General features: G+C 57.2%; 11 protein-coding genes. All 11 read right to left on the bottom strand.

The window, feature by feature from the left end; genetic code table 11:
• Positions 1-2 precede the first annotated feature (2 nt).
• The 11 genes from def to pyrF all read right to left on the bottom strand — a co-directional run bounded on the left by def (position 3) and on the right by pyrF (position 12,173).
• Positions 3-506, bottom strand: coding sequence for a peptide deformylase (gene def / locus CEPID_RS06580; protein WP_047240290.1), 504 nt, complete (start codon positions 504-506; stop codon positions 3-5).
• A gap of 147 nt (positions 507-653) precedes the next feature.
• Positions 654-2,678 (bottom strand): primosomal protein N', encoded by a 2,025-nt coding sequence (locus tag CEPID_RS06585; protein ID WP_047240291.1) that lies wholly within the window; start codon positions 2,676-2,678, stop codon positions 654-656.
• Positions 2,679-2,749: 71 nt separating this feature from the next.
• Entirely contained in the window at positions 2,750-3,976 is a 1,227-nt protein-coding gene (metK, locus tag CEPID_RS06590) for a methionine adenosyltransferase (RefSeq protein ID WP_047240292.1), read from the bottom strand.
• A 248-nt stretch (positions 3,977-4,224) separates the two neighbouring features.
• Positions 4,225-5,487 carry a bifunctional phosphopantothenoylcysteine decarboxylase/phosphopantothenate--cysteine ligase CoaBC gene (coaBC, locus tag CEPID_RS06595; RefSeq protein ID WP_047240293.1) on the bottom strand — a complete coding sequence of 421 codons (1,263 nt, stop codon included), beginning with the start codon at positions 5,485-5,487 and terminating at the stop codon, positions 4,225-4,227.
• Between the two features lie 103 nt (positions 5,488-5,590).
• A complete protein-coding gene (locus tag CEPID_RS06600) occupies positions 5,591-6,445 on the bottom strand; it encodes a helix-turn-helix transcriptional regulator (protein ID WP_047240294.1) in 855 nt (284 codons plus the stop codon).
• Positions 6,446-6,617: 172 nt separating this feature from the next.
• Positions 6,618-7,994: an L-serine ammonia-lyase gene (locus CEPID_RS06605; protein WP_047240295.1), complete on the bottom strand. Its 1,377-nt coding sequence runs from the start codon at positions 7,992-7,994 to the stop codon at positions 6,618-6,620.
• A 37-nt stretch (positions 7,995-8,031) separates the two neighbouring features.
• Positions 8,032-9,342, bottom strand: a complete 1,311-nt coding sequence (locus CEPID_RS06610) for a serine/threonine transporter (RefSeq protein WP_047240296.1) — start codon at positions 9,340-9,342, stop codon at positions 8,032-8,034.
• A 436-nt stretch (positions 9,343-9,778) separates the two neighbouring features.
• Entirely contained in the window at positions 9,779-10,078 is a 300-nt protein-coding gene (rpoZ, locus tag CEPID_RS06615; RefSeq protein WP_047241402.1) for a DNA-directed RNA polymerase subunit omega, read from the bottom strand.
• Between the two features lie 99 nt (positions 10,079-10,177).
• Positions 10,178-10,744, bottom strand: coding sequence for a guanylate kinase (gene gmk / locus CEPID_RS06620; protein WP_047240297.1), 567 nt, complete (start codon positions 10,742-10,744; stop codon positions 10,178-10,180).
• Between the two features lie 6 nt (positions 10,745-10,750).
• Positions 10,751-11,074, bottom strand: coding sequence for an integration host factor, actinobacterial type (gene mihF, locus CEPID_RS06625; protein ID WP_047240298.1), 324 nt, complete (start codon positions 11,072-11,074; stop codon positions 10,751-10,753).
• Positions 11,075-11,333: 259 nt separating this feature from the next.
• Complete coding sequence (gene pyrF / locus CEPID_RS06630) at positions 11,334-12,173, bottom strand: orotidine-5'-phosphate decarboxylase (protein WP_047240299.1); 840 nt, start codon at positions 12,171-12,173, stop codon at positions 11,334-11,336.
• Between the last annotated feature and the right edge of the window lie 4 nt (positions 12,174-12,177).

Here is a 12,177-nt window from a genome sequence, read left to right on the forward strand (position 1 = left end):
GGCTAGAACCAGGAGGAATTACGGATTTCGGCCATGGCTTCTTTGCGTAGTTCGGGAGCCAAACGCTTCAGGAACAACACGCCATCCAAGTGGTCGGTCTCGTGCTGCACACACCGAGCGAGCAGGCCTTCCGCCTCAAAAACGACCGGGTTACCGTTAACATCACTTCCTGTGCAGCGCACCTTCGCAAACCGAGTCGTCTCCTTGTTAACATCCGGGATAGACAAACACCCCTCATTACCCGTCTGGGTCTCCTCGCCGATCGGCTCCCACACCGGATTGATCACGTGGCCCCGCAGTGTTTCTTCCTCGGTTGAGCAGTCGTAGACGAAAACCCGACGCAACACCCCGATTTGGTTCGCTGCCAGTCCTACCCCCTGGTAGTGATCCATGGTTTCCAGCATGTCGTCGACAAGCTTGGCGAGGTTTTCATCAAACGTTGTCACTTCCGACGCCGGAGTGAGCAGCACAGGGTCACCAAACAGTCGAATTTCCTGGATCGTCATGAGTTAAGCAATTCTCCTTAAGGACTAGACCGATGGCAATAGTCGCGCACGCTCCCAGCGCACACGCAAACAATTTCATCTTAGCTGTTCGGAGCTACTGCCTGTGCCCTGGGCTTAGCGACGCCATCAGGCCACCACCTCAGACGGCTAGCCAATATGTATCGGATCGACCTGCACCCGCAGCGGCACCTGGTCTTTACCAGCTGACCGCGCGATCAGCCCTTTGCGTAGCGCCAACCCGAGTTCATTGCGCGGACCTAGCGGCACTCGGATCAGGTAGCGTTGCACGGGGCCGAAGCGAGCTTCATCGATTTCCCCCGGCAGACTCACCCCCGGAGGAAGGTCCACCGGTCCCAGAACCTCCGCACCTGGTGGCAACCGAAGGCTAACCAGAAAGTCGTCGACAGTGCGCAGGGGGCCGTCAACCACAGCCATGTGCACCGTCGGCGGGAAGGCGACCTCTTTGCGCTGATAGAGCTCTGTCCGCGCGGCACCTACCATATCCCACCTGATCAAAGACTGCACTGTGGCCAAACCGGGATCAGCGACTACGATGACCTCTCCGCCTTGTGCCTGGGGCGAGACCAGGGCAGCTGCGTGCGCCCATTTGGTCAAGGTTTCCTCGCTGGCTCGCAAGTCTGCCCGGCCCAACAAGGCCCACGAGTCCAACAACACGGCGGCACCATAGGCATGACCAGCAACAACCGGCTCAGCCCCTGGGGTAGCCACAATCACAGCAGGTTCGGCGGGTACCTCGTCCAATACTCTGGAGCCACCGGACGTGTAAATGCGCACGCCACTAAAAGCTCGGCCCAATTCTTCGGCCGTTCGCTGCGCCCCGATGACGATCGCGCGCAGCTTAGGCGACCCGCATTCACCGCAACGAAAATTCAATTCGGGCCGACCACACCAGCGACAAGTAACCACACCCGGTGAAGCTCCCTCCCCCTGAGGCAACCCCAGCGGACCATTACATTGACGGCACCGGGCCGGGGTACGGCAGTTTCCGCAGGCCAGCGTGGGGACATATCCCTTGCGAGGCGTCTGAAAGAGCACCGGTTGGCCTCGGTCCAAACTCGCGCGAGCAGCCTCGAAAGCCAGTCTGGGAATTCGTGCCTGCTTAGCCATCGGATCCCGCGCCAGCTCAAAGTCTGTGTCGCCAACACCACGGATACGGGGACTCAACCTGCGCACCGTGTCCCGGGGCGCCACCAGGTCATGAGCCCAGCCCGTTTCGACGAGCAACTGCACCTCGGCACTACGCGTATAGCCACCGAGCACCAACGCAGCGCCTTCGATTACACTCCGGGTAGTGAGCACCTCCCGCGCATGCGCATAAGGTGCACGTGGATCACTCAGGCTTTCATCTTGATCTTCAAGCAAAACCATGAGCTTTAGATTCTGCACCGGGGCAAACGCAGCACTCCTGGTACCAACCACGATCCGCGCCTGGCCATGCACAATAGCCAAAAACCGCCGATACCTCGCTTGCGGTCCAATACCAGCACCCAACACAGTTACTTGCTTCGCACTCACCCACTCCCGCAGGGCCTTTTCGACGTCATCGACTGCTCGCTGATCCGGGACGACAATCAGTACCCCATCCCCTTGCATCGCCGTCTTTGCCGCCAACGCAGCAACCGCACGAATATGGCTGCGACCAGGAACAAACTGCCAAGCCGCCCGCGCAATCTTCCCCTCAAGTACTGCGTCGACAAAGCTCTGCCCGTGTTCATATAAGGCCCAGTCGGACAAATCCGGCTCACTGGCTTTTCCAAGCTCAGGCCAATCAGTGGTGAAATCGCTGCTTTCTGCGCTGGCATGGCGCGCCGGGATTGCGGTTCGGATCAGGTCGGAGCGAGTGCCGGCATAGCGGGCGCATAGCGCCTCGACCAGCCGCGCGGTGTGCTCCGGATATACAACTTCCGGGGAAATCACGCGGTCAATCCAGCTCAACTTCCCGTCGTGATCACTGTCGGCGTGACGAGATAACAGGAGGGCGTCGACAAGCCTGCCTGCAAACCTAATGCGCACCCGGACCCCGGGTTGGGCGTCGGCATCCTGGTCCTTGGTAACTAGGTAGTCGAATTCCCGGTCTAGATGCGCCAATCCGAGCAATGGTAAGACCCGTGCCACCGGCAGGACGTCAGCAGGTTCACGGGTCTTTGGCATGTTTTAGAATTCTAGGCGATTTCGACGGATCGAGTTCGAAAACTACCGGGGTGAGTTGTCACCCGGTTGCTTTACTGAATTCCGGCTGCTGCGCGCAGTTCGTCGACGCGATTGAGCTGCTCCCACGGGAGGTTGAGGTCGGAGCGACCGAAATGTCCGTAGGCTGCGGTTTGTGCGTAGATCGGACGAAGCAGGTCCAATTCCTTGATAATTGCTGCGGGGCGCAGGTCGAAGACTTCCATCACAGCTGCCTGGATTTGGGCATCACTTAGGCCATGTCGGGCGGTCCCGAAGGTCTCCACGTACAAGCCAACGGGCTTTGCTCGACCGATGGCGTACGCGACCTGCACCTCCGCACGCTTCGCAAGCCCAGCAGCAACGACGTTCTTCGCCACCCAACGCATGGCGTAGGCAGCGGAACGGTCAACCTTGCTTGGGTCCTTACCCGAGAAAGCGCCACCACCATGGCGGGCCATGCCACCGTAGGTATCGACAATAATCTTGCGTCCCGTGAGTCCGGCATCGCCCATTGGACCACCAAGGATGAAGGATCCAGACGGATTGACCAGCAAATTGAGGTCATCGCTAACAAAATGCTCCAGGCCGGCATCCTTAATGACCCACTCAACAACGTGTTCCCGCAGCTGTTCCTCCAGCCATGCCTGCGTCACCGATGGATCGTGCTGGGTAGAAATGACGACGGTATCGAGGTGAGTGGGCTTATTGTCTGCGTCATAAGCGAAAGTCACCTGAGTCTTACCGTCCGGGCGCAAGTTGGGCACGATGCCCTGCTTTCGCACCTCGGTGAGTCGACGAGCGAAACGATGAGCAAGCGCGATCGGCAATGGCATGTACTCAGTGGTCTCGTCGGTGGCATAGCCGAACATCAAACCTTGGTCGCCGGCGCCATTCCGGTCTTCGTCTTCGACCTCTGCCCCGCTGCGAACTTCCTGAGAATTGTCCACACCGGCGCCGATCTCTTGCGACTGCTCGCCAATAGCGACCATCACGCCACAGGTCGTGCCGTCAAAACCGACCTCAGAGCTTACAAAACCAATTTCGCGCAGCTTGTTACGCACCAGGATTGGGATCTCCACGTAGCCATCAGTGCGTACTTCGCCCACGACATTAACTAAGCCGGTAGTGACCATCGTTTCCACCGCGACTCGAGCTTGGGGATCGATAGTCAAGATGGCATCGAGAATGGTGTCTGAAATTGCGTCACAGATTTTGTCCGGATGACCTTCAGTAACAGACTCACTGGTAAAGAGCCGTACGGCCGCTGGGGTTTGTCCCACAACACACTTCTTTCACTGAGTTTTGCGATGTTTCGTGCTGCATCTGCGCTGGCACGACAATGAATTAGTTTCTGGTAAGACCAACTATAGACCAAGCTGTCTGTATTGGCAAGTTTCGGTTGGCTGGTTTCGGTTGGCTCGGGCTGCACTTTTTGAAGCCGAGCTGGCTGCAGAGGTACTGACTAGCAGGTTTGCAGCCCAAAGATGCTAACAGGAGGCAGCGGCAACCACGGCACCTGGTTAACCGACTATTGCGATCGGCAAGCCTTGGCGGTCCAGACTTCCGCCACTCTGTCCAGGATGGTCACGGCGCAATCGAATTTGGTGCCAGCTGGGACCACTTCCCGCTCCCCTGACGCACTCAACAAAACTCCTTGGTTGTCGAGCTGACCAAACACCTTTCCGTGCCCAACCTCGTTGAGCATGAGCAGGTCACAGCCCTTGCGCTGGAGCTTCGCCTCCGCCAGCTCCAGCGGGGTGTGCTCTGCAGAGCCGGTCTCCGCTGCAAAACCCATGATCACGCTCTGAGGCGATACTTCTCCGCGGACACGCTGCTCGACTGTGCTGGCGAGAATGTCTGGGTTTTCTACAAGTACGACACTCGCCAAGGCATCGTCATCGTTGCCCTTTTTCAGTTTGGCATCAGCCTGGGTAGCCGGTCGGAAGTCTGCGACGGCGGCGGCCATGATGAATACGTCATGGTCCCCGGCACGTTGCGCCACCGCGTCCGCCATTTCTATTGCCGAGGTGACGCGCACAACTTTCGCTTGAGGCGGGGTCGGCAAATCATCGGTGGCACCAGCCACGATAGTAACCTTTGCGCCTCGCTGCACCGCAACTTCAGCCAAAGCGAAACCCTGACGCCCTGAAGATCGATTGCCGATGAATCGCACCGGATCGATGTTTTCTTGTGTCCCACCGGCGGTAATGAGCATTCGTGCGCCTTCGAAGTCGCGAGGCAGGGCACCCGCCTTGGCGATGGCTAGGGCCACCGAGCCAATTTGTTCGGGTTCGGGCAACCGCCCTGGTCCAGAATCTACTCCGGTAAGTCGCCCTGATGCGGGTTCCAGCACGATCGTCCCACGGTCCCGCAGGGTGGAGACATTAGATACAGTGGCCGGATGCATCCACATCTCCGTATGCATTGCTGGGGCTACCACCACGGGACAGGTGGCGACGAGTACTGTGGCGCTCAATAGATCGTCGCCACGCCCGGCAACCATGCGGGCCAAGAAGTCCGCAGTTGCTGGCGCGATGACGATAAGGTCGGCTTCCTGCCCGATACGGACATGCTGGACTTCCTCCACAGCGTCGAAAACCGTGGTGGACACGCGGTTGCCACTGAGCGCCTCGAAGGTGGCTTTGCCCACGAAATTGAGGGCGTTGGGGGTGGGGACGACGCGGACGTCGTGACCCAGCTCTTTGAAATAACGCACCAGGTGACACGCCTTGTATGCCGCGATACCACCAGTGACTCCAACCACGATGTTCAACTGCTCGTCTGTGTTCACAGTGTTATAGCCTACGTCAGTACCACGACTTCAGGCGGCAGCAAGTAGATTCTACTGCCGCCTGTTCGCGAACTATGCTGGTTATACCCGCAGGATGGCCTAATTAATTGCGCGTACGAACGAGGTAGCGGTACACCGTTGGCTCGGAAACCTTCAAGCGCTGGGCCGCGGCCGCAATGCCACCCTTGAGCAGGAAGAACCCAGCTTCATCAAGGTCCGACACCACTTCGATGCGCTCAGCAACCTGCATTCGATCCGGAGCCACATGCTGCTTTGCGATCGCCGTATCCAGCATCGACTCCAACAGATTCTCCAGGCTGGAACGCAGGCTCTCCAGGGCCTCACCTTCCTGCCGGGTTTGTGCACTGGGCTGGGGCTTTGCGACGACAGACGGCACGGGCGCAAGCTTTGGCGCAGGTGTCGTCATGGTGTGCTTACTGCTCGAGCTAGCAGATGCATTCGGGTTGGTGGCAGACGCCAACTCTGCCATGGCAGTAGCCTTGTCCGGGTAGATACGCTGCTTTGGCTCCTCCCCCTCGCCGAGCAACCGCTCTACGGCGTCCCGAACGTTCACCATCTCCGTGATGTCAACGTTGATGCACAGCATGCCGCGCAGCTCACCGTTTTCGTCACGAATGAAGTAGCTCGATGACCTGCATATCCGGCCGGAGCTGTTGATCGCACGATACCCCGACAGTGAAGTAGCTTGCGAGCTCGCGCCCTGGCGCATGAAACGCAGCGCGAAGTCAGTCACCGGGCCACCAATTTCGCGGCCACTGATATGTCCGTTGGCGATGGCAACGATGGAACGGTCCGGGACGTCGAGGTCGTGGAGAACTAACTCGCAGTTCGGCCCGATAGCATCGCCCAGGAACTCGACCAAAGGGATATAACGATCGAGGAGGCCGGGTGCCTCGTCGTCGTTGTCATTCGACTCATTTAGCTGGAGATTTTGCATGGTAGACCAATCGTAGAAGAAATAAGATTCTTCCGTAGTTGAATTGAGAATTTTTTCGCTGGAAAAGGGGTACCCGGCACTTCCAGCACCGCGTACCCCTTCTTCACTGAGCGAAATCCTCGCTTGTGACCTGTGCTCCTGGCGCGCCAACCCTAGGCGCACGTGCTAAGAGCTAGGAGCAAGGCAGCATCTCTGGCATAACAACTCGTGCCAGACCACCCTGCGAGGTTTCGCGGTACTTTGCGTTCATGTCCTTGCCGGTCTGGTACATCGTCGTGATGACCTTGTCCAAGGACACGGTTGGCATTGATTCGCGTTGCAGCGCCATGCGCGCAGAGTTGACCGCGGTGACTGCGGCGACCGCGTTGCGTTCAATGCACGGAACCTGGACTTGCCCACAGACTGGGTCACAGGTGAGTCCGAGATTGTGCTCCATGCCAATTTCCGCGGCGGAACAAACTTGCTCTGGTGTTCCACCCAGCAACTGAGCTAGTCCAGCTGCTGCCATAGAACAAGCCACACCGACCTCGCCTTGGCAGCCGACCTCGGCGCCCGAGATCGAGGCATTCATCTTGTACAGTGCGCCGATCTGAGTGCAGGCCAAGAAGAAGGCTTCAAAGGTGTCCCGATCCACAGGTTGGACGAACTTGTCGTAGTAGGACAGCACCGCGGGAATTACGCCACAGGCACCATTCGTTGGCGCGGTTACGACGCGACCCCCCAAAGCGTTTTCTTCGTTGACTGCCAGGGCGAACATGTTGATCCAGCTCATGATGACGAGCGGGTCATTGAAGTCGCCTGCTTCCAACCGGCGTCGTAAAGCTGCGGCCCGGCGTGGCACATGCAGTGCACCTGGCAGGACGCCGTCGCTGCTGGAGCCACGTTCGATACCGGTGCGCATTACGTCCCACACCTTGACTAGGTGATGGTCGATCTCGTTACGAGAACGCACGGCTAACTCGTTTTGCCAAGCGATCTCTGGAATCGACATTCCCTGTCGCTTGCAGTGCTCGAGCAACTCTTCGGCTGAGGAAAACTCAAAAGGCACCTTGATGTCCTCGGAGCTTGGTTGCCCGAAGTGCTCCTCGTCGACGATGAAACCGCCGCCGATTGAATAGTAGGTTTTCTTCGCCAAGACTTCGTCGTCCTGAAACGCGGTCAGCGTCATGCCGTTTTCGTGCAGTGGCAGATTGGTGGAGTGGAATACCACGCCCTGATCCTTGGGGAAATCAACTTCCTTATCACCGCAGTTCAGACAAAGCTTCTCTGTGTTACGGACCCGCTCCAGGAAGATTGGCATGCTGTCGACGTCGACAGTCTGCGGAATGTTCCCGGCGAGGCCGAGGATGATGGCACTGTCCGTGGCGTGGCCTTTGCCGGTCAGAGACAACGAACCGTAGACATCTGCCTGGACTCGGGTCACGCTGTTGATCAGGCCGCTCTCAGAAAGCTCGTCGACGAACGCCTTGCCGGCCTTCATTGGGCCAAGCGTATGTGAGCTTGAGGGGCCGATACCGATCTTGAACATGTCGAAGGTGCTGATGAACATTTTCTTGCTCCTAGCGCAATGATGGATGCCGACGGGCTTAGAAGGCCTGGAGGACGTTGTAGAAGATGGTTCCGAAGGCGATCAGGCCCATGAAGAAGATGAAGTAGTTGGAAGCCTTGCCCTTGTACTTCTGCAGAGCTGGGACCTTGTGGATGGCATACATTGGCATCAGGAAGAGCAGGATGGCGATCGTTGGGCCGCAGAGCGTTTCGATCATGCCGAGGATTGAAGGGTTGCTCCAAGCGGTCAGCCAAGCGGTGATCAACATGAAGATCAGGGTGATGGTAGACAGCGACTTGGTGCGCTTGAGTTCCTTGCCACGAGCGTGAGCCGCTTCGATTACCAGACCCTCGAAACCTTCAGCGGCGCCCAGGTAGTGGCCGAGGAAGGACTTGGCAACAGCAACCATAGCGATGATTGGCGCAGCCCAAGCGATGACCGGGTTATCGAAGTGATTTGCCAGGTAGGACAGGATGGTGATGTTCTGTGCCTTGGCGTCAGCCAGGTTTTCTGGGGTCAGTGACAGGGCGCAAGAGAACACGAAGAACATGACGACGACAACCATGAGGCCTTCGGCAGCCATCAAGATCTGGCCCGTCTTTTTGTCTGCATGCACGCCGTATTCCTTCTTCTTCTCAACTGCGAAGGAAGAAATGATTGGCGAGTGGTTGAAGGAGAAGACCATCACGGGGACCAGCAGGAGCAGGGTGACGATCAAGCCGTGGCCGGATGCTTGCGATGCGGTCTCGAGGTCAAACGTCTTAAATAGCGCGGTATTCCAGTTTGGAATCAAGTAAAGCGACAGGGCGACCAACACAGCGATGAACGGGAACACCAGGAGGGACATGACCTTCACCACGACATCTTGTCCCAAGCGGACGATGAAGATCAGCGCGGCGACCAAGATGAACGACATCAACGCGCGTGGTGGCGGGTTGATTCCGAGCTGGTGGCTCATGAAGGAGTTGACCGTGTTGGTAATAGTCACGGAGTAGACCAGCAGGATCGGATACACGGACAGGAAGTACAGAATGGTCATGAACGAACCGGCACCCAAACCGAAGTGTTCGGTCACGACGGCGGTGAGGTCAGAATCTTCGTTCTTGCCGGAGAGCACGAAGCGAGTAAGACCGCGGTGTGCCCAGAAGGTCATCGGAAAAGCGATAGCCGTCATGATCAGCAACGGGATAATGCCACCGATACCAGCATTGATAGGCAGGAACAACACGCCGGCACCGATTGCGGTACCAAAGAGGCTGAGCGTCCACAGGGTGTCTGATTTGCCCCACTTTGGGGCGCGGGATGAGTCCGCCACGTCGGTCCGTACGGACTGCGTCTGCTGAGACATTGTTTTCTCCAAATCCTTGAAACAGGGGGTGAACCAAGAAGCTTGGGAAATTCTTTTTCAGCAGATCTCTTCGATGCCGATTGAACTCTTAGCAACAACTCTTCGGCAAGAAGTGTGTCAACCTTTGAAATCCCGTTGTTCTCGGTGATGCAATTTTTACTTTATGGTGCGAGAAACTTTGCGTCAAATAATTTCTTCTCATTTCCGCTAGACATTTATCACATTGCAACTTTCTCGGTAGCTGCTTATATGGCCCATGACCAGCTATTTTGCCAATTGGTTCAGTAAGAAAGGTTTTATTATTATAAGAATTGTTATGCATTGACCTGCTGTTTCGCTAAAAAGTGACTCACCGCACACCATCACCTGGGCATAAAAAGACCCCATATCCGCAGTTCAATGCGAATATGGGGCACTATTGTGACCTGAGGCGCAATTAGCCTTCTTCGTGGTCCAACATTCCGCGGTTGATCTCGCGCAATGCGATCGACAGTGGCTTCTCCCCTGGTTCTGGAGTTACCAATGGCCCGACGAACTCGAAGACACCCTCGTCAACCTGTTGGTTGTAGCTGTTGATTTGGCGGGCGCGCTTAGCCGCGAAAATGACAAGCGCGTACTTCGAGGAAACCTTGTCCAGCAATTCGTCGATCGGTGGATCGGTAATGCCTACTGGCTGGTCAAATACGGCAGCGGTGCCAGCAATATCGTTGCTCACTTGGGTCACAAACACCTTCATCAGGTTGAAATTATCGAAAAGGAAAATGGTGCGGGGTCCTACTCTACCCACCCCGCTGGGGTTTTAGCTAATCGCCGTCGTAAAGCGAGCTCACTAGCTTTACTTCAGCAGCAGTTCTCGGATGGCCTGCACGGCCTTATCGACGTCATCGTTGACCACTACGTGCTGGAATTCGCTTTGTGCCGCGAGTTCTTCCTTCGCAGTTGCGAGCCGACGTTCGATGACCTCGGCGGTTTCCGTACCTCGACCAGTCAGCCGTTCTACAAGTACATCCCAAGACGGCGGGGCCAGGAATACGGTGATCGCCTCCGGCTTTGCCTTAGCAACGTTGCGCGCCCCAACGAGGTCGACTTCGACGAGCACTGGACGGCCATCTGCAAGAGCTTCGGTGACGGGTTCGGCAGGAGTTCCGGAACGCTGCAAACCTCCGTGGATGTCCGCCCATTCCAGCATTTCCCCCGCGTCGATCTTGCATTGGAACTCTTCTTTGGTGACATAAAAGTAGTCTCGTCCATGTTCCTCACCGGGGCGAGGATCTCGGGTGGTCATCGAGACACTGAAGTAAAGATTAGGAACTTCTTCCCGAAGGCGACGTACCACCGTGGATTTGCCCACGGCGGAAGGGCCAGCTAGTACAACTAGATTGCCCTGATTCGCGCCACTCATAAGAATTTAGTCCTCGGAAAAGCCGAAACGCTCGAGCAGAGCCTTGCGCTGACGCTCGCCCAGGCCACGCAGACGACGGGTCTGTGCAATCTCGAGCTCGTCCATGATTTCCTTAGCCTTGACCTTACCCACCTTCGGCATTGCCTCCAGAAGAGCGGAGACCTTGGTCTTGCCGATGATTTCGTCGTCCTGAGCCTTAGCCAGAACTTCCTTCAGGTTCGTGCCGCCGCGCTTCAGGCTTTCCTTCAGCTCTGCGCGTGCCTTGCGTGCCTCAGCTGCCTTAGCAAGGGCTTCCTTGCGCTGCTCGTCGGTCAACTTTGGAAGGGCCACTTCGGTTCCTCCGATTCGTGTGGGTGATCATTTAGGTTTGGTACCAACAGTACCGATTTATCTAAGCCACAGCGCCAGAATCCCTCGAAGAAAATCGAGGTGACACCATGAACTCCAGCTAGTTTAACACCACCACGGCAAAAACCGTGGTGGCAGGTGCATATCCGCATGTCATCCTGAACAAGGTCAAGTTGGGTGACCTGGGAAAATGCTCGCGTTGGTGACGTACGTGTTGTCCAAAAAAGGCGAGTAAAAACCCCTAGGCAACTACCGGCGGGAACTGCTGCGCCGCAGCCAGAGTCGCCTTCCGAAGCTGAGAAATTTCTGGCCCGGCCTTCAGGATCCCGCGGGAGATATTGGCGATAGCTAGGTGCTGGACGCCGTCGGCTAGCCTCAATACGTCCTCCGGCCCCGCGCCCTGTGCCCCCACGCCGGGCATGAGTACGGAACCATTGAGCTGACTTAGATCAGGCGCGGACTCGAGTGTTGCGCCCACCACGACACCAATGTTTCCAGCACGTCCATGCTGAGCATGCGTGGCGTTGACCCGGGCTGCCTGATCGACGATCTGTTGAGCTAGGCTCACGCCGGATGCATTAGTGTTTGACTGTACTTCTACCCCTTCCGGGTTCGAGGTTGCCGCTAGCACATACACACCCTTGGCGTAGCGATTCCCCAGTTCGAAAGCCGCCTGTAATGAGCCGAAACCGAGGTACGGCGACACCGTAACTGCATCAGCTGCCAACGGAGAATCGGGATCAAGCCACGCCATCGCGTACGCCGCCATGGTGGAGCCAATGTCGCCTCGCTTGGCATCGGCCAGGACCAGGGTGCCACGCTCGCGAAGCGCAGCCTGCGTCTCCTCCAGTATTTGATAACCGGCTGCTCCAAATGCCTCGTAAAAGGCAACCTGAGGCTTCACCAGCGCTGCAATATCGCTGAAGGCCTCCACACAAATCTGGGAGAAGCTCCGCAAACCATCCGCAGTGAGCGCCAAACCCCAGGCTTTGAGCAAAGACGGGTGCGGATCAATACCGACGCAGAGCCTACCGCGAGTGGCAGTGAGCTCCAGAAGGCGTTCGCCGAAAGTCGTGGTCATTTCG

Origin of the sequence: Corynebacterium epidermidicanis, assembly GCF_001021025.1 — a bacterium.
GTDB classification, from domain to species: Bacteria; Actinomycetota; Actinomycetes; order Mycobacteriales; family Mycobacteriaceae; genus Corynebacterium; species Corynebacterium epidermidicanis.

Coding starts and splice junctions, on each gene's coding strand:
- def (WP_047240290.1), bottom strand. CDS start 506: ATGACGATCCAGGAAATTCGACTGTTTGGTGACCCTGTGCTGCTCACT.
- CEPID_RS06585 (WP_047240291.1), bottom strand. CDS start 2,678: ATGCCAAAGACCCGTGAACCTGCTGACGTCCTGCCGGTGGCACGGGTC.
- CEPID_RS06600 (WP_047240294.1), bottom strand. CDS start 6,445: ATGCAAAATCTCCAGCTAAATGAGTCGAATGACAACGACGACGAGGCA.
- CEPID_RS06605 (WP_047240295.1), bottom strand. CDS start 7,994: ATGTTCATCAGCACCTTCGACATGTTCAAGATCGGTATCGGCCCCTCA.
- CEPID_RS06610 (WP_047240296.1), bottom strand. CDS start 9,342: ATGTCTCAGCAGACGCAGTCCGTACGGACCGACGTGGCGGACTCATCC.
- rpoZ (WP_047241402.1), bottom strand. CDS start 10,078: ATGAAGGTGTTTGTGACCCAAGTGAGCAACGATATTGCTGGCACCGCT.
- gmk (WP_047240297.1), bottom strand. CDS start 10,744: ATGAGTGGCGCGAATCAGGGCAATCTAGTTGTACTAGCTGGCCCTTCC.
- pyrF (WP_047240299.1), bottom strand. CDS start 12,173: ATGACCACGACTTTCGGCGAACGCCTTCTGGAGCTCACTGCCACTCGC.